This window comes from Sedimentibacter acidaminivorans, assembly GCF_017873955.1.
Lineage (GTDB): Bacteria > Bacillota > Clostridia > Tissierellales > Sedimentibacteraceae > Sedimentibacter > Sedimentibacter acidaminivorans.
Genome location: NZ_JAGGKS010000004.1, coordinates 98,553 through 121,099 on the forward strand (window position 1 = coordinate 98,553; position 22,547 = coordinate 121,099).

Here is a 22,547-nt window from a genome sequence, read left to right on the forward strand (position 1 = left end):
ATTTATTCTAAATTTACCTTATTCTTATAGTCTAAGGATTGTTTATTAACAATATTATTACTTACGCTACTATCTACGTCAGAATTTTCTATTCCATTTAAAGTATCCTTTATTATATTTGTATAACTTATAGGATGACCTTTTCTGCTAATATATATTTCAACTCTCCTATTCTTAGCTCTTCCTTCGGGAGTATTATTATCTGCAATTGGACTGTATAACCCATATCCTATTGCTAAATACTTAGCAGGATTAATTACATTTTTCGCCTCTAAATGTTGTAATACGGCATTAGCTCTCTCAGTTGATAAAGTTCTATCTATAGTGCTCTTATCTCTTTCAACTTCTGCGGTATGTCCCGCAATAATTACTTCTTCTATGTAATTATCAACTGATCCTAATCCTTCAGCAAGAACATCTAAAATTGCTTTACCACTAATTTTTAGTTGATTGCTATAACCGTTAAAAGTTATGTCATCATAGAATCTAATAAAAACATACTCTTCTGTTTTACTAACTTCAACGCTATCGTTTAAATTATTTTTAGATATATATTCCATTAGCAAAGTGTACAATTTATCAATATCATCAGTATCTTCTTCTTCGATTATAGGAGTTTCCTCAATTGACCCCTCATCTAACAAGTCATCATCTATTGGTAAATCATCTTGAGTTACAATCGCATCACCTTTTGATAAGGCTTGCACTATCAAAGAATATTTTTGAGCATCTATAGTTGACATAGCATAAAGCATAATAAAAAATGTTAAAAGTAATGTTACCATATCGCTGTATGTCTCAAGCCAACTTGCATGGCCTAATCCACTGGTTTTTCTTTTTCTCGTCAATTCACCAACCCCTTTCAAAACAATTATATTATTTTATGCATTATTTACTTCACCTTGTTTAGATTTTTTTTCCTTTTTAACTTTTTTAGCTTTTGATTTTTTCTTTCCTTCTACTTGATCTTCAACACTACCTGAAGTTTCTCTATCTTTATAGCTAATATACGTTTTTAATTTCCCCTCAATATATTTTGGATTTTCACCAGATTGAATTGAAAGAACACCTTCCATAATTAATTCCTTAACTATCATTTCTTCCTCGTGCATAGCCTTTAATCGATTTGATATTGGTATGCATATTAAATTAGCCAAAACAGACCCATAAAATGTAGTTACAAGTGCAGTAGACATACCCTTTCCAAGTGCATCTGCCCCTCCAGTTGGGTCCATATTTGCAAGCATGTTTATAAGCCCTACCAATGTTCCCATCATTCCAAAAGCTGGTCCAAAAGCTGCACATTTGTCAAATACACTCCACGTAGAAGCATGTCGTGCTTCTATACAATTAATTTCATTTTCTATCTGTGTTCTTACCTTGGAAGGCTCTATCGCATCAACTATAAGCATTGTACACAATTTCAAAAAATCATCTTGCAACTCTATATTGTTTACTTTTTGTTCAAGAACTAAAAGCCCTTTAAGTCGTGCCTCTTTTGCAAGTTCTACAATAGCTTCTATATATTGCTCAAGATTTATTTTATCCTTTCTCATCAAAAGTCTAACATTTTTAGGTACGTCCTTAAGGTATTTTAGCGGAACTGACATTACAGTTGCAGCTATGGATCCACCAATAGTAATATAAACACTTGGTAGATTTATAAAACTTGAAACAGCTTGCGAAGTACTTGATGCACTACTCCACATACCGTATATAACTAACCCGAATCCAGAAATTAGTCCTATTATAAACGAAAAATTCATTTTACACCCCTTGTTATGTTATTCAGTAGTCAACCCTATAAATATTTTCCTATTATAATTAATTATCATATCAACAATTTCTTGCTTGCTCTCCTTGATTAAATAATACCTTCCTGTTGTTAATGTAATTTTTGTCTCAGGTATAAATTCAATCTTTTCTATTAAATTTGAATTAATTATGACCATTTCATTATTTAAGCTTGTAACTTCAACCATATTCATCCTCCTTGGAACATTCTATAAAAATATTAGCCATAACCAAAACATTTTTTTAACCATGGTTAATATTTTTATAGGGCGGCTTTGCCGCCCATTGTTACCAATATTAGCTATCTCTTAAGATTTACAAGTTCTTCTAACATCTGGTCTACAGTAGTTATTATTTTTGAGTTAGCTTGAAATCCTCTTTGTGTAGTAATCATATCTGTAAAGGCACCAGCTAAATCTACATTTGACATTTCCAAAGCATTTGTAAGTAATGAACCTGTACCACTACCTGGTTTTCCAGGTGTATAATAGCTTATATTTCCAGTATCTTTTCCTTCAGAATAATACGAGTTCCCTGATAGTACTAATCCATTTTGATTAGGCACATTTGCAACAGCTACACAACCTAAAGTTACAATTGTATTATCTTTAGCATCTGTTCCTGTACCATTATAATTATATGTTGCAGAAATTGTACCATCTGTATTTATTGTTATATTTGTATAGGTTACATCCGTGGATGCTGGTGCAATATTAATTGCTACAGGATCACCAGTTGAATCTACTGTTGATAAATCCGTACTATTCCATCCTAAAACTTTTGATCCGCTCGCATCTATAAGATCACCAGAAGCTTCAAATTTAAATGCACCATTACGAGTATAAAATATATTGTCACTTTGATCTTTTACTGTAAAATATCCATCTCCGCTTATATATAAATCTGTAGAACTGTCTGTGGGTGAATAACCTGATAATGAATACATTGTATCTACTGAACTTACCTTAGCTCCATAACCTACGTTTGAGGTATTATAATATACATCTGCAAAATTAACCCTTTGAGCCTTATATGCTGATGTGTTAACATTAGCTATATTGTTTCCTATTACATCCATTTTTGTCTGGTGGCTTCTTAATCCCGCTACACCAGAATATAGTGCTTTCATCATAATTAATCATTTCTCCTTTTTTATTTAGCTGTATTGTCTTTCAAAAAAATCCAGACTTTAACTTCCTCAAAAGGACCAGTTATTTTATTACAGCTCCATCAATATTAGTAAATACATTTTCTTTTAACTCATTACTGTTTACTGCTGTTATTACTTTATTATTCACTGTACTAACTATGAAAGCTGAATTGTCTATCATTACAAGTACATTTTTAAGACCCTTGTCTTTAGCTTGACAAACTGCCTCATTTAGTCTATTAGTTACATTTTCATCTATACCTATGTTTCTCTCTTCTATTCTTTCATTTGCATGCTTAGAAAATGATACTTCAACCTTCTTAGATTTTTCGTTTAAAATATCTTTAAATGTTGAATTTACATCAAATTCTTTATTTCTTATAACAGGAGTTGAAAGATTGTTCTTATTTAAATTACTAATACTTCTTATAAAATTTATGTCTGTCATCTATACACCCTCCTCATAAACAATATGTTATTCACTCTGTTCTGAGTTCTCTGCGTCAACACCCGTTTCATTTTCAGTTTCTTTTGAATTCATTATAATCATTTCATCTAAAATATTACCTAATGTTTCTTCAACTACATTTGAATCCTCTTTAGCCTTTATTTCCATAATATTTGATAAATCGAAGGCTTCTCCGTCTACATATAAATAAGTTTCTCCACCATATATTGTAACCTTTTCTACTACCCCTTCTGTAATCTCAAGATCTCCTTTATTGTCATAATTTGCCATAACAACAGTTTTTCCTATTAAGGATGTCGCTTGAGACTGCTTAGACCTCTCTTCTAAATTGCTCATAGCTTGCAATGATGAAAATTGAGCTAATTGTGAGACAAATTCTGTGTTATCCATAGGATTCAATGAATCTTGATTTTTCATTTGAGCAACTAACAAGTTAAGAAAATCATTCATTCCTAATGAAGAGCTATTAGCAGATACGCTATTTGTTGCTAAAGTAGTAGAATTAACGTTATAAGCATTTATTTCCATTATACAACCTCCTATTAAACTATCGTATTTAGTTTAAAGTTTCTTAAATTTATCATTTCAGCTATAAAATTACCTTCCTCTAAGTCGTCAATATTGTTATAAAAATTCTGGTTATTATGATTTTGTTCTCTTTGACTATTTTGTTGGCTGTAGTTCATATTACTTTGATTATTTTGATTTAAAACATTTTCTGTTACAGTTACAGTAACACTTCCATTGTTAAAATGATTTTGCAGTGCTCTAGTCAGTTCTTGAGCATTTGACATTAAGATGCTATTTGTTTTTTGATCTAAAGCCATTATTACAACAGAAATTTTCTCAGATTCAACAGACATCTTAACACTAACTTTCCCTAAATTTTTAGGATTAAGTTCCATCGTTACTTGCTGGATTCCTTCTTTATCCTTTGCCATAAAAATAATTTTATCTTCTACTTGTGATAATACAGTATCTTTTATTTTAGTGGATTCATCACTTATTTCTATTATTTTGTTATTTTCATTAAATATAGGGGGCTTATTTTCTAACAAGTTGCTGCCAAATTCCATATTTGACTTAACATCATTCTGGTTTTCATCCAATTCTTTGGGTAGAACTTCTTTAGATATGCTAATTCTGTTAAATTCTGATTTTATTTCGTTTGTGTTATTAAAATTCTCTATAATTGGTGCAGTTTTATCAAAAACATTGTGTTGTATATTACTGTCACTTTTATTTAATATCAAACTATTTCTTGGCACAATACTACTTTGTATTGTCTTATTACTACTATGCGATGAGTTATTTACTATTTCTTTGATGACAGGTAGTTCTTGATATGTTTTTTCACCAACGATGGAATATCCTTTTAAATCTTGGTTAGCTGATTCTTCAACTAAGTTATTTACCTCTGTCAAGTGTAAACCATTTATAGGATTTTGGATGCTTAAATTAAATTCATTTATAGAATTTTCAGAATTTATATCATTAGATTCAATTCCTATAGTATTTATTTCACATATTGGTTCTTGTGCAGCGCAACCATAAAGTATGTTCATTATACTGCCATAGTCAACTTCAGTTTGATCTGTCGATTTATCATCTTTGCTAGAGAAAATCATCATATTGGTACAACTTTCGTTAGAAATAAACTCACCGGTTGTGATCGATTGTTCTTCAATCGTTCCGCCAAGAATCATACTTAACATTTTTGAAAATGAACTTTGACTACTATTACCTTCAGAAATATTAAATCCATTCTTTTCCAATGTGCCATTTGTCAAATTAAATAGTAGATTGTTAATACTTTTAGCATTATTTAAATTGATAACATTCATTATTTTCACCTCCTTTAACTTATAATTTAATTTATGTTAAAACATATACTGTTTTATCATTCTCGAATTAGCAACAAATTCATCAATAAAAATTTCTTCGCTTTTCATTAATGCTTCATTATACTTCATTAATTCTTTTTCTCTTAATTTCTCAAGGCTTGATATCTCAATGTTCATATTAATTATTTCACGTCTCTTTGATTCTATCTTTTTATTTAACTGTAATTTATCATCTTCTTTTTTTTCAACATATCTTAACATGCTACTCATATACATTTTATAATATGACATTTCTCCAACTGATATGGATACGGATGACTTTTCGTTAAATTCCTTATTTGTTTCATCGTATTTCTCTAATAAACTGACTATTTCATATTCAATGTTCTTTAGCTGTTGATTAAAATTATTTAATTCACTTTTTAAGTTCTTAAGAATTTGTTCTTTAATTTCTAAAACCTTTTGTAAGGAAAAGTAGAATTTTCTCATATTATCTCCTTATTATATAATTAGCAGTTTTTATTTTATCAAATTTTCTCCATAATACTTAGCGTCTCTTCAAATGTAAAGTTCTCATTTATTTCTTGCTTTAGAAAATCATTTACTTGATCAATTTTACTAATAGCTTCGTCTAATTGCAAATTAGTTCCTTTTTTATAAGCTCCAATTGAAATTAAATCGTAGTTTGCATAATATAATGATAATATATCCCTTATTTTTTTTGCATTACTGTTATGTTCATTTGACACTATATCATTCATTAGTCTCGATATGCTAGCATTAACATCTATAGCAGGGAAATGATTAGAATTTGCAAGTTTTCTGGTTAGTACAATATGTCCATCAACAATTCCTCTCACAGTATCGGCAATTGGCTCATTTGTATCATCACCCTCTACTAACACTGTATAAATTCCAGTTATAGAACCTTTGTTAAATTTGCCACTTCTTTCGAGTAGTTTAGGTAATTCTGCATATATAGATGGTGTATATCCCCTAGCAACTGGTGGTTCACCTGTAGCTAACCCTATCTCTCTTTGTGCCATAGCAAATCTTGTAAGTGAATCCATCATGAGAAGAACATCATTTCCTTTATCCCTGAAATACTCAGCAATTGTAGTTGCAACTAAAGCGCATTTTACTCTAAGCATAGCTGGTTGGTCTGAAGTAGCTACCACCAATACAGATCTTTTTAATCCTTCCTCACCTAAATCCTTTTCTATAAATTCTCTTACTTCTCTGCCTCTTTCTCCTACTAGAGCTATTACATTTATATCTGCCTTTACATTTTTTGCAACCATCCCCAACAGAGTACTTTTACCTACTCCACTTCCAGCAAATATACCCATACGTTGCCCTTTGCCTATTGTCATAACTCCATCTATTGTTTTAATACCAAAACTTAAACAACTATCTATTCTTGGCCTTGACAAAGGATTAATATATTCGTTATCAACATAACAATAATCTTCTGCTTGAAAATCTTTACCGTCATCTATAGGTTGTCCCTTGGCATCAACTATTCTACCTATTAGGAAATCTCCCACAGGAATTTTTAACTTATGTTTGGTAGATTTAACTATATTTTCAAGCCCAATACCTTTTATATCTTCATATGGCATCAATAAAACTCTTCCATCATTAAATCCAACTACTTCTGCTGATACATATTTATCAACAATATCAGTACTAATCATACAGACTTCACCAATCCTGTATTTACTCCCAGTAGCCTCAATCATCATACCCGATATTCTTTTCACTTTACCTATATATGTATAAAAATCTTCCTGTTCAAGAGTATCTTGTAGCTTTTTTAATTTCATTCAATCTCCTATTTACTAAGCAAAATTTCTTTTAAATTGTTTAATTGTGTATCCAGGCTTGCATCAACAATATTATCTGGTGTTTCTACTATACAACTTCCATTTGCTAACCCTTTTTTTACTTCAATTTTTATGTCATCTGATATTTTACTTAGTTCATCTATTAATGATTTATCAGCTTCTAACATTTTAACATCTTCATTACTTGAAATATATATTTTAACCCACTCAACATTTTTATAATCATTAATTACACTTTCTATAATTTTAGCTATGAAATTATCCTTTAATTCAATTTTCTGTCTCAGTATTTTTTCTGCAATATCTATAGATAATTTGTAAATTTCATTTTCATACTTTGATAGAATTGTTTTTTTCTCATTTTCTATTAGCTCTATCATGCTATTAATTTCATTTACCCTAGTTTCATTTTTTTTAGAAAGCTCTTCTCTTATTGTTATTAGCCCTTTTTGGCAACCTTCTTCATATCCCTTATTTTTACCAATTTCAAATCCTGCATTATATCCTTCTTCATTAGCTCTCTTTTTTATTTCTTCAACTTCCGACTGTGCATTTCTTTTTGCTGTATTAACAATTCTAAGTGCTTCTGCTGTAGCATCTTTTATTATAGTTTCTCTTTGATTATAAATTTCATATAGCACTTCTTTTGATGAACTTATTTCGGCACTTACTACCTTTTCACATTCTTTTTTACTATCATATAATACATATTCAGCCTTAATAATGTTAGACAATAATATCATCCTTTCCACCTTTAGCTATATACAATTCTCCCTCTTCTTCCAAACGCCTTATAACAGAAACTATTCTTTGTTGCGATTCTTCCACATCTCTTAGTCTTAAATTATGAGTGTATTCTAATTCTGATTGTATTGCTTCTACCATCTTTGTAGACATGTTACTAAATAATACATCTGCAACTTCTTTATTTGATCCTTTGATAGCAAATACAAGATCTTTACTGTCAACTTCACGCAAGAATCTTTGTATACCCATTGAATCAAGCATGACAATATCCTCAAATACAAACATTCTCTTTCTTATTTCATCTGCTAATTTAACATCTTTCTTACTCAATTCATCAAATATATACTTTTCATTTCCTCTATCCATATTATTCATAATGTCAGCAATATAATTAACCCCGCCAACCTCAGTAAAGTCTACGGATATAATAGAATTAAATTTCTTCTCTAAAGCATCTTCTACTTGTTTTATAATTTCAGGTGATGCTCTGTCCATTTTTGCAATTCTTTCTACTACATCTATTCTTTTTTCTTTTGGTAATTCTGCTATTATTGCAGAAGCTTGATCTGCTCTTGCATATGACAATATTAATGCTATAGTTTGAGGATGTTCATTTTGTATAATTGTCAAAAGACTTTTATAGTCAGCTTTCCTTATAAAATCAAATGCTTTAGTTCTTAAAGTCTTTGTTGCTCTTTCTAACATATTAGTTGCAGCTTGAGATCCAAAAGCCTTTTCTAAAACATTTCTAGCATATTCTAGTCCACCTTCTGTAATTACTTTTTGAGTTATACATATATCATAAAAATCTTTTAGTGTATCTTCCATCACCTGTGGATCTAAATGCTGTAATCTAGCAATTTCATATGTAAGGAACTCTATTTCATCTTCTTTTAAAAATTTATATATCTTTGAAGCATCTTCAGCACCAAGAGAAATAATTATTGCAGCAGCCTTTTGTTTTCCAGTTAATTTTGTTTCAGCCATGCTATTCGTCATCCCCCTTCATCCAAGTTCTTATTAATTGAGCAGCTATTTCTGGACTACTGTTAGTAAACTCTTTTAATTGTCTCTTTATAACCTGCTCTTTTGTATCCTGTAATTTTATTTCATCTTGTATGTTTTTCCACGAACTATCATCATCGCCTTCATTTGCAACTTGAAGTGCAGCTTGCTCCAATTTTTTCTTTCTTTTCTTACTTAAAATAATACTTATTACAAATATTAATATTGCTAGAATTCCTAGTGCTATGCCCCCGTAAATAAGTATCTGTCGTGTAATGTTAGGAAATTCTTCTAAAGGATCAGTTACTACAACAGGTGGAGAATCAGGATCATAAAATTGCATATTATGCAATGCAACCTTAGAAGATTCAATACCAGCAGAAAAAGCTACTAAGTCCTTGACGTTATTAGCTTCTTCCTCAGCCATATTGGACTTGTTTATTGCTACAGCAACAGTTAAATTCTCAATATTACCAGGATTGTGTTCTATTTGTTCCTTTAATTGACTTACTAAATAATTTATAGCATTAGTATCCTTAAAATATATATTGTCTCCTTCTATTGTTACACCAGGATATGTTGGCAACTCTGCATTCGTTTCTGTTCCAGCAATTCCCCCTACAGTTTGACCTGGTCCTGTAATTTCCCTTTCACTTTGTGTATCACTTGGTACACCAGTTTTAGTTTCTTCATCTGGTATATATTGCAGTGTCTCACTAATTTTTTTATCAAAATTTATTGTGCATTTTGCTGATACCTGAACATTTTCTGCTCCATACATCGCAGAAAGAAAACTTCTTACACTATTTTCAGTATCTTTTTCAAATTCTTTTTCTATATCTAATTTTAATTTAATAGAATTTGTTTGAAGCATATCGGGATTTATTAACAAGCTATTCCCATCTGTATCTAAAATAGCTACATTTTCTTCTTTTAATCCTTGTACACTTTTACATAATAACTGAAGTATACCATTGGTCTGAGAAGCAGTTATTGTTTTGCCATTTACAAGATTGATTTTAACTGAGGCAGATGCCTCCTCCTTATCAGTTTCCCAAGCAAAACTTTTTTCTTTTGGAACCGTTATAGTTACTATAGCATCATCTACACCTTCAATTGTTTCTATAGATGATTGCAATCTTTCTTGAAGTTGATAGATTTCATATACTTTTTTTTCATAGTCTGTTGTCATAAAATCTATACTATTAGTAAACAAATCATAGTTCGCACCACTACGAGGGTGTCCTGATTCTGCTAACTTCATCCTTAATGCATTTTCTTGTTCTTCAGGTATTAGAATCGTTCCATTCTTTTGGTATTTATAGTCTACATCGCTCTCCTGTAACTGTTGCATTACTTCTACTGTTTCTGTTTCATCAATATTATTAAATAAAACAACGTAATCCCTATTATTTAATAAAAATGTTATAGCTAATGCTAATATTATTAAGCTAGCAAAACCACCAACTACCAGTCTTTTGGTTTTCTTGCTTAATTTAGCCCAAAACTCATTAATGTTTTTTGCAATTTTTATAATTTGATCATTCATCTAAAAGCTCCTATATAGTATATGAATATTAGCTTAATGTATTTTTTATAAGGTTTTATAATATATTCATATATTATACACCCATACGCATAACTTCATTGTATGCATCGAGGGCTTTATTTCTCAACTGTAGAAATAAATCTAACGACATTTCTGCTTTCTTAGTATTTATCATCAAGTTATGTAAATCATCAGTTTCCCCAACAGATAGTTTATATATATCTTGGTCTACTTCATTTTCAGCATCTATATAATTATTTAATGCATAATCAAAGACTGCTTTAAAACCAAAATTATTGTCTTTATCATCTGTATTATTGTTTTTGTTTAATTCATTTAATTCTTGTAATCCGTACAATGGTTGAATTGGTTCAATAAACATCTAGTTACCTCCCTATTTCCAAAGCTTTAACAGCCATTTGTTTTGTAGTATTTAATGCAGTAATATTTGCTTGATATGCTCTATATGCTTCCATCATATCAACAGTTTCCTTAAGCGAATCAACATTTGGCATACTAACATAACCATTTTCATCGGCATCTGGATGTTCAGGATTGTATACTAGTTTGAAATCGCTTTGATCCTCAACTATATCAGTAACTTCAACCCCCAAATTAATCTCACTACTATTTAAATTTTTCACCAACATCTTTTTGAAATCTCCTGTTGATGATAGTACAATCATTTTTCTCCTATAAGGACCGCCTGTCTCTGTCCTAGTTGAATCAATATTTGCAATATTTTCAGATATTACATCCATCCTTAGTTTTTGTGCCGTAAGACCTGATCCACTAATATTAAGTGATTGTAAAAATGACATAATTATACCCCCTTATTTTTTACCTTCAGAAATAACTGATTTAAGTTTGGAAAAATATGAATTCATTTCTGTTACGGTATACATGTATTGTAGCTGTGTTTTTGCAAGATCTAAATTTTCTTTTTCTAAATCGACATTGTTTTCATCTAAGCGCAAAGACAAATCATCGCTCTCACTGACTATAATACTGCTATTTTCAATAGCTTCATTAAACAATGATTTATTAACTACATTTTCCGAGTTTATATCTTTAATCTTATCCCGAAGATTACTTTCAAAGTCAACAACCTTACTTTTATACCCCGGCGTAGAATAATTAGCTATATTATCCATAGTCAATTTCTGTCTAAGCCACAATCCATCCAAATTTTTTACTAATAAATTAAGACTTATATTATTCATTAGAACTCCCCTTCCTCTATATACATAAAAATAACCTCTTAGCAGTTGCTTAGGGTTATTTTCCAAAATATTATCTAGTAGCTTCATTTATTGTTTGCATACACATAAACAAAATCTATAAGTGTATATAATAAACGCACAAAAATAAATATTTTGGAAACTGGCAACCATAGAATACATCCTTAGGCCCTATAGCTTTGTGTCACCACCTTTAGATGGCTTTACCTTTACTTGATATTTTATTACAAAATATTTCAACGTCGTTATTAATTTCTTTTCTTTTGCATTATATAATACAATTAAACATAATGCAAGTAATTTCGACAATTTTTGATACAGAATATTTATAAGTATTTGTCAATTAATGTAATTTTTAAAGTATATGTCCTTCGAATTACTATATATCTAACAAATATATTCAAATAGTATGCTTTGCACTTTTTGTGTATCTTTATGCTTTTGTTTTTTCATACTTGTCATATTTAGATACTAATTTACAACTCTTGTAAATACAAAAAAAAAAGCATACCTATACATTATATAGTTATACATTTTCTTTATCTAAAGATTTATTTTGTGGTTCCTTAATTTAATATTTAAATTTTTTATACTATCTTGGTTTATTTTTTCAGATGCAGTTTTATTGAAATCAGATGTTTCTATTAATTCTTTCCTATAAATTTTAACATCCTTTGGAGCATTTATACATATTTTCACTTTACCTAGTGATATTTCTGATACTATTATCTCAATATCATCTCCTATTAGAATAGATTCTGTTTCTTTTCTTTTTATTACTAGCATCTTCCATCCCCCTTATTATTAAACATCGGATATCTAAGGGGATATTCTAAATTTTCAAGTATAATCTGTTTTGCTATATTTAAATCTGTATTTATAGCAATTGGGCTTTTTAAATTAACTACTGAATTTTCTATTTCTTTACTAATTATTGCTACTAATAAAAATCTTAATTGGGATTTTTCTTGAACATCTAATTTTTCTAAATCATCAATTTCAACATTCGGCTCATAATTATTTATAACTACAAAAGGGTCAATTAGTACAAATGATAAGTCTTTGTTATCAACCGATTGAAGATACATAATATCATCTTCGGGTGTATCTTTTAATATAATGTATTTCTTGTATTCTTCGAATCCATACATTCCTTCTGTAAATATTATTATATCATCTTCGCTAATTGATATATCTCCAAAACTTCTTGTTTTAATATTCATAATTCACCTCAGGCAAAAGTATCTATAGGTTTATAATCGGGGTCTGCACTAGCAGGAACATATATTGGTTTACCAGTATAATTTATTTCTACTCTTGGGTATTCTTTAATTATAATTTCAATATTTCCTGGTATGAAATTTATTTCCGGCCTATTAATTTTCCAGTCGAAATTTAATTTATCCATTTCATACTTTATTGATAGTTCTTGAGGGTCCCATGACATTTCGGACCCAACCGTTGGAACGAACTCAAGATTAAAATTTACATCACTACTAAATTTATTTAACAAAATTTCTGGTATTGGATTATCTCTTATATTTATATTTAGCATCATGTTGCTTTCCTCTGCATAGTTTACTTTAGCCACATAAGTAGATTTTATACCATTTCTTAAAAAATCTCCATCTAACCCATTTGTTTCTACCGTATCTAGTTTTAGTTTAATAGGTTTCATCTGCATTTTAATACCACTTTTATTGTGTGTTATTTCTACAGATGCATCCGTATTAATTATTTCATAGCGAGCTTTGTTAATTTTGTATTCTACTGACATTGGTATGGTTCTTATTTCTAAAAGTGGTTTCATAATTCAATTATCACCTCTTAACATAAAATTATTATTATCTCATAAAGTCAATAAAACTGTTTTGAAGAATTTTATTCCCCATAGATAAAGCAGCATTATATGAATACTCCTGCATTTTAAAATCAATTATTGCATCTGCAGTATCTATGTGTTCAACACCATCTATTTTTTCGTTTAAGCTTAATTGGGTATCTTCATTCCTCGTTTTCAGAAAGTCTAAATACTTTGTTTTAGTACCTATATCTGCAACGCTAATTAATACACTTGTTTTCTGAGTTTCAAACTTTCCAATATATTGACTGATATTATCATATGAATAATTTGGATCTCTTAATTGATCTTTTATTTTTCCCACGAGAGAATACAAATTATTTGGTATTTCTGTTACTCCATCAGCTGCTGTAGCTGTTCCATATCCCATAATTTTTATTCCTGACATAGACAAATCAAAAGTAGTATCCTTAATTAATTCGCCGCTTCCATCAAATTTCATACCAAGTCCAAGGTCTATGTTTAAATTTTCGCTTGCCAAAGCATCTAAATTTATTTGATTTGCATTATCATCAACTGAAATTCCCTTATATAATAAATCGCCATTTGTATCTACTGTAAATGGTATTTCATCTTTACTTGTACCACCAAAAACATATCTATCACTAATTTTAGAATTCAAAGAATTTAACATTGATTCTTGAATATTATCAATTTCTTTAGCTACAATCTCTCTTTCATCAGAGGACATTGTACCATTGACACCTCTTAAATAAGAAGTATATATTCTACTTAAATTATCGTTTATTTCCGTAAGGTTTATTTCCGCAGTTGTAAGAAATGAATCTGTATCACTTATATTTGTATCATACATTTCAGTTTCTCTATACTCTCTTCTAAGTTTGTATGCTTTGATAGCACTAATAGGATCTTCCGAACCCTTAAAAAATTTTCTTCCCGAAGTTACTTTCTCATTAAGATAGTTCATTTTATAAGCAGAGCTATTTAAATTCTTTTTATATTTATTTGTTATCATACTTCCCGTAATTCTCAAGACTCTATACCCCCATTCTATTAATTAGTGTATCTAACATGTCATCTAAAGTAGTCATTAATCTTGCAGCGGCATTATATGATTTGCTATATGTTAAAAGGTTCACACCTTCTTCATCTAAATCAACAGATCCTATACTACTTCTTGAATAATCTATTTGAAACTGTGCTTCAGAATAAATATCATAAGAATTTTTTACATTAGCCACTTGTAAACTTAAATTTGTAGTTGTATGCGACAGAAATTCTTGCATTTTACCCGTGAATAATCCTGTACCTGTAGTTGTACCATCAGTTGTATATGTCATGTTTTTTTGAAATAAAGATATCATGTACAATATATTGTCTGTGGCACCTGAAAGGTCTCCCGTTGTAGTATCTTCTACTGTTTTCGTATTAGTTATGTATGACCCGCTAGCATCTGCCCAAGCATCAGAAATTTTAATATTCAATGCTGTTATACCAGTAGTACTCTCCGATGATCCCCTTGCAGTAAAAAGAGGTTTATCAGATCCATCCGGTGCTTTGTTAGCTTCATTCATTACTTCTGCAAATTTGCCAGCTAATGTATCTAACAGCTTTTGATAATGTTGAACACCTTTATAGCTATTCTCAGTACCTGTAGAATATTCACCTTTACCATTTAATATGTTAAGGTATCCTGCAATTTCACCTTTATCTATATCTTTTGCTATTGTAGCACTAGAACCATCAATTTTCTTTACACTTACATCTGTTAAATCAGTGTTAGCTCCTAAAACCTCTAATGTTACACATTTGTCATTGTCAACTAGATCAAGCAAATTTGCACCATCTTTATCCTTAAGTTGTATAGACAATTCATCTACAGTTCTGCCTCCACCTATGGAAATAGATGTTAAGGTTACTTCTATATCAAGATATGAAGAAAGTTTATCTATTAAAACATTTCTTTTATCATTAAGTTCCAATGCTGGGTTGCCACTTACATTATCTTCTTTTATTTGCTCGTTTAATTCTGCTATATTTTCTATAAGTTTATTCGTATCAGCTACTGCTCCATTTTTAAGATAATTAGTTTGCTGTTCTTTCACAGTATTAATTCTTACTGAATAATTGTTAAACAATTGAGTAAGCATTGAAGCTGATGATCTAACAACACCCTCTATTACAGGATCCGAAGGGCTTGATGTTAATGACTGTAGCTGCTGAATCATATCAGAAAATTGTGCATCTAGACCATCATTTTCTATTTCATCAAAAATAGTTTCCAAATCACTTAAAGCATTACTCTGTACACTTTCAATACCAGATTTTGCTGCTTCTTTTCTATATCTTAAATCAAGAAATGAATCTCTAAATTGACTTGTACCTGTTGCAGTAACTCCTTGTCCTATAATTGGTCCACCAATTCCATATTTTAAATTATTAGTGTTAAGTGACACCGCATTTATATCTAGTCTTTGCCTTGTATATCCTTGTGTATTTACATTCGATATATTTTGGCCAACTATATCAAGCTGATTTTGATTAACTCTCAACGCACTACTTGCTGTTTTATATCCTGAAAAAGTTGATCGTAACATGCTAATCTCCTCTTTAAATTTTTTTAGATATCAGGTAATTCTTAATTTTATTTTTCTGATTTTCTACATTTGTATATGTATTTTCTTTTTCACCTATTTTACTTATTGCATTATCTATTCTGTGCAATCTAATTTCAATTAATGTCTTGCATTTAGAATTAACCTTTTTTAAATCTAAAAGCACCTTAAACAATCTATCGTATTCTAATTTCAATTTATATTTTTCTTCTTCATTTGACGACGATTCTATTATTTCCTTTAGCGTTTTATCCTGCATATTTATATTTCGAGTCGCTTTTTGTCTTCTTTGTTCAAGTCCTTTAATTTTCAAATAAAACACTTGCTCTTTTGAAATAATTTCATCAAGTCTATTTATATCATCTCTAATCATTAAATCATATTTATCATACTCAAGTTTTACAAGGTTCTCATAAGTCTCGGTACTTTCTTTAAGTATATCACATAATGAATCTGTAAGTCCCATATATATATCCTCACTCTACTTATCTAATAGTATCCTAACAATTTCATCAACATCTATTTGATAAGTTTTATTCTTGATGCTTTCTTTAAGCATATCTATTTTTTCACTACTTGCTTCTTTTTTTACTTCTGAAACAATATTATTTTTTATATTATCGTAATTAATTTCACTTTTTTCTGCATCTTTATTTATATTGTTTTTATTTATTTCTATTACATCATAATTTTTATTTTTTGCAACTTCTTCATGCTTAATTGGCTTTTTATTGCCATTATAGTTTATATAATTATTAATATTTTGGATTTTCATATATCAATCACCCCTATAATTTATTTTCTCCCCTATTATGTTATCATACTATTATAATCGTCATTTTTCAGACAAAGTTTAGTTTTTTATTAATATTATAATCTAATATCTTGAATTTCTGAGATATTCATTATTTTTTCTTCATCTAAAATAAGTAATATGTCATTGTTTTTCTCACTTTTTGCAACTCCGCAAACATACTTATCCTTACACATTTTTCTCACTTCTTCGGTATCATCATAAGGTATTATATTTTCAACTGATAAAACCTCATCTACTGTTATACCAACATACGAATTATCCTTTTCAAGTATTACAACCATTTCTCTATAGTGCATTTTAAATATATCTTTAACTTCATCAAGCAGTTGCATCATATAAGGCATATTCTTTTCTTTTGTTTCTTCTAATACGGTTTTTAAGCATTTATCTCTTTCACAGCTATCGTGATTTTTAGAACAATTATTAACATTTTCAACAGCTTTGTGAATTAACTTATGAGGCTCATCTAATTTTTTTAAATTAAAATTTACTATTTCAATGTCTGTTGTAAAATTATCATACCATTTACCAAATGCACATTCATGAGGATCTGTATTAAGGTTAAATTTTTCATCATTTTTTATTGAACGTTCAAATTCATTAACCCAATGTATATGATCGTTTTTTCTTTCATCTATCATATTTTTAAAGTCTTCATACTCTTCTTTTACAGATTTAACTTTAAATAACATTCTTAAGTCTAAAAGCGGTATTACGCTACCTCTTAGATGTATAAGACCTTTTATATAATCAGGGACATTTGGTACTACTGTCATGTCTTCTGGCATAATAACTATAGAAGTTATTATTTTACTATTAACACAGTATAAATTATTCTTAAGTTTAAACACAAGCCATGGAAAATCTATTTTCTCTTGTTCTTCTATTATATCATCGTTATACATAATTATCTCCATTTAAATCAATTATTTAATATTACGCATTCTACGTTATAGGATGCATGCAATGTTCACACTATATTTTCATAGTTTGCTCTGATTCTGAGTATACTTCCTCATTATCACTTTCATACATACCTAATTCATCTTCATTAAGTTCATCCTTTTCAAACATTACACTAGAAGATTTTATTTTAACCTTGCCTACTAAGCTTTTAAGCATTTGTGCCTGTCCGCTAAGTTCTTCACTTGCCGCAGCACTTTCTTCTGCTGTTGCAGAGTTAGTTTGAACTACTGCTGATACTTGTTCAATACCTTGAGTTACTTGCATTATAGAAACAGCTTGTTCATTTGATGCTTCTGTTATTTGGTCAATTAATAACATAGACTCACTAATTCCATCAACAACATTATTCATTGATTTAGCTGTTTTATCTGCTATTTTAGTTCCATTTTCAACTACTTTTATAGAATTTTCTATTAATACAGTTGTATTTTTAGCAGCTTCTGCACTTTTAGACGCAAGGTTTCTAACTTCATCTGCTACTACTGCAAATCCCTTACCTGCAGCGCCAGCTCTTGCAGCTTCTACTGCTGCATTCAAAGCAAGTATATTTGTTTGGAAAGCTATATCATCTATTGCTTTTATGATTTTTGCTATATCATTTGATGATTGTTTTATATCAACCATAGCAGTTGTCATTTGCTTCATTTGTTCACTACCATCTTTAACTTCTTTTACTAAATTGTTTGTAGTTTTACTAACCATATTCGAGTTGTTTGCATTTACTTTAACTTGTTCAGATATTTCATTAATTGATGCAGATAACTGCTGAATGGAACTAGCTTGTTCCGTAGCACCTTGAGATAAAGCTTGTGCCCCTCCAGATACTTGCTCAGAACTGCTTGCTACTTGATCTGAAGCTTCATTTATTTGTGAAAAAATATCATTCAATGATTCTAATATTACTTCAACTGATTTTTTAATGGACGCAAATCCACCTTCATATTCTATATCTATAGATGCAGTCATATCTCCTAATGCTATTTTGTTTAGAATTGAATCTACATTGCCTATGTATAGCTTTAATTTACTAACGGTATTAGCCATATCTTTTGCAACTTTTCCAAGCTCATCTTTTGAATTATATTTGATTTCAAAATCAAAGTCCCCTATGCTCATTGAATTTGCTGCTTCTGAAATTTCATCTATAGGCTTAACAATGCTTCTAGTTACATAAGAAGCTAGTAAAATTGATATTATAACACTTATACAAAGAACTACTAATAAAGTAACAATTGCAGTCATTTTTACATTTTCAGATTCCATTACAAAATTTTGAGCATTAGTATCTAATTCACTGCTTATTGCTCTTAAAGAAGCATGTATTGAATCCATAGATGGCATTAACTTCAAATACATTATTTGCATTGCTTGAGTGCTTTTTCCTTTATCAATCAAATCTATCAACTCATCTATATTAGGTTTTGCCTTTTCTATTTCACTTTCAAGTTCCGATATATATTCATTAGTTACTACGTTTTTTCCCTTTAACTGTGCAATTGAATTATCAAATGAAATAACACCTGCTTTAATTTCTTCTATATATTGCAAAACTAAAACTCTATTTGAAGAAGATGAAGCTTTATAAATGGATTTTTCTACTGAATCAATAGCTAATATAGCCGTCCAGTTAATGCTTTCAGACTCATAACATTCTTTATTAAAACGGTCCATATTTGTAGATACAACATTTATATTAAAAACTGAAATTCCAATAGTTATAATTAAAACAAATATTATTATACTAAAACAAACAATTAATCTTTTACCTATTTTTAAATTTTTCAATTTAGTCCCTCCAACTTTTTATGCATTTTTTAATAATACTTTCAAGTTATTGCAATAATTTATTGTATATTAGTAATTAATTCAAGCTCACTTTCACTCAACATTTTCTGAGTGTTTAATAACAAAACAACTTTATTACCTAGCTTAGCAACGCCTGTAATATATGTATTTACATAATCTTTACCCATTTTCGGAGGTTGGGAAATACTACTTTTTTCTATATTTGTAACTTCATTTACTGCATCTACTATAAATCCAATTGATACATCATTTATATTAGTTACTATAGTACATGTCCTCTCAGTATATCCTATTTCTTCTTTGTGTAATCTTAACCTTACATCAATAATAGGAATAATAGTCCCTCTTAAATTAATAATTCCTTTTGCATAATTAGGAAAGTCAGGAACAGGCGTAATCTCTTGCACTCCAACAATTTGAACTACATCGGCAATAGGTATGCCAAAAAGTTGATTGTCTGTAAAAAACGTAAGATATTTATCCTTTAACGTATCCTCTTCTATATTATAATTTTCCTCACTCAAATTGTTTATTTTATCTCTCATAATTCCACCTCAACTAAATCATTTTTTTAAAAACTTTTGTAGCTTTAAATAGATATCGACAGTTTTTTATAAAACTTTAGCAAAAATTTAAAATTAAATCTTTTTTATGTAAAAAAAAGAAAGCTATATAATAATATTGTTTATTACCATTAACCTTCTATTTAAATTATTTATATATTTGTATTTTATCTTAGTTTTCATAATTAAATTTATTTCTACTTATCATTACAGCCTCTAATACTGCCCCACCTATGGCACGGGCTTTATCTGATATTGTAAAGCAGTTATTAATTTGATTGACCCTAGGATCCACGTCTCCAACTTTAAAGCCTTCTGTGACCAATGTATCGCTTCTAATAAGACCTCTAATTAATCCATCTATCTTAGCATATATATTTTTTCCATTAACAGATGCAACCACTTCACCTGTTTTTACTACATCTCCAATTTTATGGTTGGACTTGAATACTCCCTCACAAGGTGAGTATAGAACCCTATCAATAGTAAATCCTTCTATATTTCCTGGATTTCCTGTATTCTCATCAGCATACCCACTAAAAATTAGTTTTCCTAAATTGTGTCCTCTATTGCTCTCTACAACAATATCAACGTCTTTGCCTGCTTCAAATCCAGGGCCTATAGCAATTGTAATTGGTGCAATGTCTTTTTTCATACCTGTATTCTTCTTTGCTATAATTGCATCCACCACTGCAATTGGCTTTAATTTATCTATATACACTCCCTTCGGATCAATCATTACAGGAATGTTATTATCTTTCCAAGCACTAAGAACTTCTTCTTCGTTTTTAACATAAACTGATTTAATCCCCTCAATACTCATTTCACCATTAAATATCGCCTCAGAAAAGCAAACTGTCCTTCTTATTGAAGTTGGATTTTCTATTTCTAAAACTAAAACTCGAAAACCAGACCTATGAAGTTTTTGAATGCTGCCTGAAGCAACATCTCCTCCACCTTTTACTACTATAATATCACCTTTCATTCTATCACCTTCATCTTCAATACTTTTTCGTAATCCTCTAGTGTATCAATATCCATATGTTCATTAACATTATGAATTTCTACATTTATAACTTTGTCAAGATTATTTTTAATGACTGCCTTTCCCCCTGAGTCACCACTAATAGACATTAACTCATTTTTCAAACTACATGGAAACAATACCGGATTGCCATTTATACCATTATAGCTTGGAATTATTATTCTGTCTAGGTTATTCTTGAATATGTCACATATTATATTAATTGTATTTGATGAAACAAATGGCTGGTCGGCTACGAAAAACATATATCCACTAGACTCGCTAGAATTTTCTAGGGCTATTTTAATTGAAACACTTTGTCCTAAATAAGCATTAGGATTACTTAAGGTTTTATATCCTAATGATTCAGCCTTAGAATTAATATTTTGGTCATTTGTAACAACTATAACTTCATGAAATTCATTACTTTTTATTGTTTCTAGTATGTATTCATATATTTTTTTATTGTTTATTTCCATTTGTAGCTTATTTGTGTTCATTCTTCTAGACAAACCCGAAGCCATAACTATTGCACTAATTTTCATAAAATTCCCCCAACTTTAAAGACCCAAAACAAATTTCAAAATCATAAGGTCTACCTACTATGTTTTTTTTCAAATATTTAGAAAGATTTAATGAATCTTCTATAAACTTTTTATCATCAGTTTTATTAATGTAAAGATATAATTTCCCACGTGAATTTTTAAATATTCCTAATTCACTGGAACATATTTTACCTATAGCTTGTTTATCTAAACAATCAGTGTCTCCAACTATTTTTGTAAATTCTTCAAATCCATATATGTATTCTTTATTAATTTTTTTATTCATCATATCAATTGGTATAACTCCTACGGTTTTATTAGTCTTCAACAGTATAGAAGGTTCATGCTCTTTCCAGCCTTTTAATGGCAAATTTCTAGACCCATCTGATTCTACTAAAACTATGTCAAAATCATTAATTACTAAATCAAAACACTCATCGTTAATTCCTATTAACTTATTTTTGCTTAAATCTATATCTTTAGATATAACTGTAACCGAATTTTCTTCTTGCTTATGTGAATATTTGGATTTAGTATATTGCTCAATATTAGTATAAAGATAATCAAAATTATTACATGAAGGTTCATATATCTTTGTACTGGTGGTAACTAAAACTTTATATTGTGTTTTTAGCTCCTTTGCCAACTCAAACATCAATGTGGTTTTTCCACCACTACCAACTATAGATATAATGTCACCTTTTTTTATATTGAAAATTTCACTTATTTTTTTTGATTTCATA

The 22,547-nt window shown here is 29.5% G+C and carries 28 protein-coding genes and 1 riboswitch; all 28 genes read right to left on the minus strand.

Annotation, left to right across the window (positions count from 1 at the left end):
* Positions 1-2: 2 nt before the first annotated feature.
* Positions 3-848 carry an OmpA/MotB family protein gene (locus J2Z76_RS07860; protein WP_209511488.1) on the minus strand — a complete coding sequence of 282 codons (846 nt, stop codon included), beginning with the start codon at positions 846-848 and terminating at the stop codon, positions 3-5.
* 33 nt (positions 849-881) lie between these two features.
* Positions 882-1,766, minus strand: coding sequence for a motility protein A (locus J2Z76_RS07865; protein WP_209511489.1), 885 nt, complete (start codon positions 1,764-1,766; stop codon positions 882-884).
* 18 nt (positions 1,767-1,784) lie between these two features.
* On the minus strand, positions 1,785-1,982 hold the full coding sequence (locus tag J2Z76_RS07870) for a flagellar FlbD family protein (RefSeq protein ID WP_209511490.1): 198 nt from the start codon (positions 1,980-1,982) through the stop codon (positions 1,785-1,787).
* 113 nt (positions 1,983-2,095) lie between these two features.
* The gene (locus J2Z76_RS07875) at positions 2,096-2,926 is read right to left on the minus strand and encodes a flagellar hook-basal body protein (protein ID WP_209511491.1); all 831 of its coding nucleotides are present in this window, start codon (positions 2,924-2,926) and stop codon (positions 2,096-2,098) included.
* A 79-nt stretch (positions 2,927-3,005) separates the two neighbouring features.
* On the minus strand, positions 3,006-3,392 hold the full coding sequence (locus J2Z76_RS07880) for a TIGR02530 family flagellar biosynthesis protein (RefSeq protein WP_209511492.1): 387 nt from the start codon (positions 3,390-3,392) through the stop codon (positions 3,006-3,008).
* A gap of 27 nt (positions 3,393-3,419) precedes the next feature.
* A complete protein-coding gene (locus tag J2Z76_RS07885) occupies positions 3,420-3,941 on the minus strand; it encodes a flagellar hook assembly protein FlgD (protein ID WP_209511493.1) in 522 nt (173 codons plus the stop codon).
* A 14-nt stretch (positions 3,942-3,955) separates the two neighbouring features.
* On the minus strand, positions 3,956-5,257 hold the full coding sequence (locus tag J2Z76_RS07890) for a flagellar hook-length control protein FliK (protein WP_209511494.1): 1,302 nt from the start codon (positions 5,255-5,257) through the stop codon (positions 3,956-3,958).
* A 36-nt stretch (positions 5,258-5,293) separates the two neighbouring features.
* On the minus strand, positions 5,294-5,746 hold the full coding sequence (gene fliJ, locus J2Z76_RS07895; RefSeq protein ID WP_209511495.1) for a flagellar export protein FliJ: 453 nt from the start codon (positions 5,744-5,746) through the stop codon (positions 5,294-5,296).
* Positions 5,747-5,784: 38 nt separating this feature from the next.
* Entirely contained in the window at positions 5,785-7,083 is a 1,299-nt protein-coding gene (fliI, locus tag J2Z76_RS07900) for a flagellar protein export ATPase FliI (RefSeq protein ID WP_209511496.1), read from the minus strand.
* Positions 7,084-7,091: 8 nt separating this feature from the next.
* Positions 7,092-7,847, minus strand: coding sequence for a FliH/SctL family protein (locus tag J2Z76_RS07905; protein ID WP_209511497.1), 756 nt, complete (start codon positions 7,845-7,847; stop codon positions 7,092-7,094).
* Positions 7,831-8,838: a flagellar motor switch protein FliG gene (gene fliG, locus J2Z76_RS07910; RefSeq protein WP_209511498.1), complete on the minus strand. Its 1,008-nt coding sequence runs from the start codon at positions 8,836-8,838 to the stop codon at positions 7,831-7,833. The genes J2Z76_RS07905 and fliG overlap by 17 nt, the downstream gene beginning before the upstream one ends.
* 1 nt (position 8,839) lies before the next feature.
* Entirely contained in the window at positions 8,840-10,405 is a 1,566-nt protein-coding gene (gene fliF, locus J2Z76_RS07915; RefSeq protein WP_209511499.1) for a flagellar basal-body MS-ring/collar protein FliF, read from the minus strand.
* A gap of 73 nt (positions 10,406-10,478) precedes the next feature.
* Positions 10,479-10,787, minus strand: coding sequence for a flagellar hook-basal body complex protein FliE (gene fliE, locus J2Z76_RS07920; protein ID WP_209511500.1), 309 nt, complete (start codon positions 10,785-10,787; stop codon positions 10,479-10,481).
* A gap of 4 nt (positions 10,788-10,791) precedes the next feature.
* A complete protein-coding gene (gene flgC, locus J2Z76_RS07925; protein WP_209511501.1) occupies positions 10,792-11,226 on the minus strand; it encodes a flagellar basal body rod protein FlgC in 435 nt (144 codons plus the stop codon).
* A 12-nt stretch (positions 11,227-11,238) separates the two neighbouring features.
* A complete protein-coding gene (flgB, locus tag J2Z76_RS07930) occupies positions 11,239-11,628 on the minus strand; it encodes a flagellar basal body rod protein FlgB (RefSeq protein ID WP_209511502.1) in 390 nt (129 codons plus the stop codon).
* Between the two features lie 152 nt (positions 11,629-11,780).
* A riboswitch (cyclic di-GMP riboswitch) is annotated at positions 11,781-11,864 on the minus strand.
* 325 nt (positions 11,865-12,189) lie between these two features.
* Positions 12,190-12,432, minus strand: a complete 243-nt coding sequence (locus tag J2Z76_RS07935) for a carbon storage regulator (protein WP_209511503.1) — start codon at positions 12,430-12,432, stop codon at positions 12,190-12,192.
* Positions 12,426-12,869, minus strand: a complete 444-nt coding sequence (gene fliW / locus J2Z76_RS07940; RefSeq protein ID WP_209511504.1) for a flagellar assembly protein FliW — start codon at positions 12,867-12,869, stop codon at positions 12,426-12,428. The genes J2Z76_RS07935 and fliW overlap by 7 nt, the downstream gene beginning before the upstream one ends.
* An 8-nt stretch (positions 12,870-12,877) precedes the next feature.
* On the minus strand, positions 12,878-13,456 hold the full coding sequence (locus J2Z76_RS07945; protein WP_209511505.1) for a DUF6470 family protein: 579 nt from the start codon (positions 13,454-13,456) through the stop codon (positions 12,878-12,880).
* A gap of 34 nt (positions 13,457-13,490) precedes the next feature.
* Entirely contained in the window at positions 13,491-14,501 is a 1,011-nt protein-coding gene (locus J2Z76_RS07950; protein ID WP_209511506.1) for a flagellin N-terminal helical domain-containing protein, read from the minus strand.
* Between the two features lie 4 nt (positions 14,502-14,505).
* On the minus strand, positions 14,506-16,065 hold the full coding sequence (gene flgK, locus J2Z76_RS07955; RefSeq protein WP_209511507.1) for a flagellar hook-associated protein FlgK: 1,560 nt from the start codon (positions 16,063-16,065) through the stop codon (positions 14,506-14,508).
* A 13-nt stretch (positions 16,066-16,078) separates the two neighbouring features.
* A complete protein-coding gene (locus tag J2Z76_RS07960) occupies positions 16,079-16,549 on the minus strand; it encodes a flagellar protein FlgN (RefSeq protein ID WP_209511508.1) in 471 nt (156 codons plus the stop codon).
* A 15-nt stretch (positions 16,550-16,564) separates the two neighbouring features.
* Positions 16,565-16,858 carry a flagellar biosynthesis anti-sigma factor FlgM gene (locus tag J2Z76_RS07965; protein WP_209511509.1) on the minus strand — a complete coding sequence of 98 codons (294 nt, stop codon included), beginning with the start codon at positions 16,856-16,858 and terminating at the stop codon, positions 16,565-16,567.
* Positions 16,859-16,953: 95 nt separating this feature from the next.
* Positions 16,954-17,805 (minus strand): chemotaxis protein CheW, encoded by an 852-nt coding sequence (locus J2Z76_RS07970; protein WP_209511510.1) that lies wholly within the window; start codon positions 17,803-17,805, stop codon positions 16,954-16,956.
* A 70-nt stretch (positions 17,806-17,875) separates the two neighbouring features.
* Positions 17,876-19,651 carry a methyl-accepting chemotaxis protein gene (locus tag J2Z76_RS07975; RefSeq protein WP_209511511.1) on the minus strand — a complete coding sequence of 592 codons (1,776 nt, stop codon included), beginning with the start codon at positions 19,649-19,651 and terminating at the stop codon, positions 17,876-17,878.
* Between the two features lie 59 nt (positions 19,652-19,710).
* Positions 19,711-20,217, minus strand: coding sequence for a chemotaxis protein CheW (locus tag J2Z76_RS07980; protein ID WP_209511512.1), 507 nt, complete (start codon positions 20,215-20,217; stop codon positions 19,711-19,713).
* A 190-nt stretch (positions 20,218-20,407) separates the two neighbouring features.
* Positions 20,408-21,220 (minus strand): selenium-dependent molybdenum cofactor biosynthesis protein YqeB, encoded by an 813-nt coding sequence (gene yqeB, locus J2Z76_RS07985; protein WP_209511513.1) that lies wholly within the window; start codon positions 21,218-21,220, stop codon positions 20,408-20,410.
* Complete coding sequence (locus J2Z76_RS07990) at positions 21,217-21,804, minus strand: nucleotidyltransferase family protein (RefSeq protein WP_209511514.1); 588 nt, start codon at positions 21,802-21,804, stop codon at positions 21,217-21,219. Before J2Z76_RS07990 ends, yqeB begins: the two co-directional genes overlap by 4 nt.
* The gene (gene yqeC / locus J2Z76_RS07995; protein ID WP_209511515.1) at positions 21,794-22,546 is read right to left on the minus strand and encodes a selenium cofactor biosynthesis protein YqeC; all 753 of its coding nucleotides are present in this window, start codon (positions 22,544-22,546) and stop codon (positions 21,794-21,796) included. The genes J2Z76_RS07990 and yqeC overlap by 11 nt, the downstream gene beginning before the upstream one ends.
* Position 22,547: the final 1 nt, after the last annotated feature.

Coding starts and splice junctions, on each gene's coding strand:
- fliW (WP_209511504.1), bottom strand. CDS start 12,869: ATGAATATTAAAACAAGAAGTTTTGGAGATATATCAATTAGCGAAGAT.
- yqeC (WP_209511515.1), bottom strand. CDS start 22,546: ATGAAATCAAAAAAAATAAGTGAAATTTTCAATATAAAAAAAGGTGAC.
- J2Z76_RS07935 (WP_209511503.1), bottom strand. CDS start 12,432: ATGCTAGTAATAAAAAGAAAAGAAACAGAATCTATTCTAATAGGAGAT.
- J2Z76_RS07990 (WP_209511514.1), bottom strand. CDS start 21,804: ATGAAAATTAGTGCAATAGTTATGGCTTCGGGTTTGTCTAGAAGAATG.
- fliI (WP_209511496.1), bottom strand. CDS start 7,083: ATGAAATTAAAAAAGCTACAAGATACTCTTGAACAGGAAGATTTTTAT.
- J2Z76_RS07865 (WP_209511489.1), bottom strand. CDS start 1,766: ATGAATTTTTCGTTTATAATAGGACTAATTTCTGGATTCGGGTTAGTT.
- J2Z76_RS07970 (WP_209511510.1), bottom strand. CDS start 17,805: ATGTATAACGATGATATAATAGAAGAACAAGAGAAAATAGATTTTCCA.
- J2Z76_RS07960 (WP_209511508.1), bottom strand. CDS start 16,549: ATGGGACTTACAGATTCATTATGTGATATACTTAAAGAAAGTACCGAG.
- J2Z76_RS07880 (WP_209511492.1), bottom strand. CDS start 3,392: ATGACAGACATAAATTTTATAAGAAGTATTAGTAATTTAAATAAGAAC.
- J2Z76_RS07965 (WP_209511509.1), bottom strand. CDS start 16,858: ATGAAAATCCAAAATATTAATAATTATATAAACTATAATGGCAATAAA.
- yqeB (WP_209511513.1), bottom strand. CDS start 21,220: ATGAAAGGTGATATTATAGTAGTAAAAGGTGGAGGAGATGTTGCTTCA.
- flgB (WP_209511502.1), bottom strand. CDS start 11,628: ATGAATAATATAAGTCTTAATTTATTAGTAAAAAATTTGGATGGATTG.
- fliJ (WP_209511495.1), bottom strand. CDS start 5,746: ATGAGAAAATTCTACTTTTCCTTACAAAAGGTTTTAGAAATTAAAGAA.
- J2Z76_RS07875 (WP_209511491.1), bottom strand. CDS start 2,926: ATGATGAAAGCACTATATTCTGGTGTAGCGGGATTAAGAAGCCACCAG.
- fliG (WP_209511498.1), bottom strand. CDS start 8,838: ATGGCTGAAACAAAATTAACTGGAAAACAAAAGGCTGCTGCAATAATT.
- J2Z76_RS07905 (WP_209511497.1), bottom strand. CDS start 7,847: ATGATATTATTGTCTAACATTATTAAGGCTGAATATGTATTATATGAT.
- fliF (WP_209511499.1), bottom strand. CDS start 10,405: ATGAATGATCAAATTATAAAAATTGCAAAAAACATTAATGAGTTTTGG.
- J2Z76_RS07980 (WP_209511512.1), bottom strand. CDS start 20,217: ATGAGAGATAAAATAAACAATTTGAGTGAGGAAAATTATAATATAGAA.
- J2Z76_RS07870 (WP_209511490.1), bottom strand. CDS start 1,982: ATGGTTGAAGTTACAAGCTTAAATAATGAAATGGTCATAATTAATTCA.
- J2Z76_RS07945 (WP_209511505.1), bottom strand. CDS start 13,456: ATGAAACCACTTTTAGAAATAAGAACCATACCAATGTCAGTAGAATAC.
- flgC (WP_209511501.1), bottom strand. CDS start 11,226: ATGTCATTTTTACAATCACTTAATATTAGTGGATCAGGTCTTACGGCA.
- J2Z76_RS07890 (WP_209511494.1), bottom strand. CDS start 5,257: ATGAATGTTATCAATTTAAATAATGCTAAAAGTATTAACAATCTACTA.
- J2Z76_RS07885 (WP_209511493.1), bottom strand. CDS start 3,941: ATGGAAATAAATGCTTATAACGTTAATTCTACTACTTTAGCAACAAAT.
- fliE (WP_209511500.1), bottom strand. CDS start 10,787: ATGTTTATTGAACCAATTCAACCATTGTACGGATTACAAGAATTAAAT.
- flgK (WP_209511507.1), bottom strand. CDS start 16,065: ATGTTACGATCAACTTTTTCAGGATATAAAACAGCAAGTAGTGCGTTG.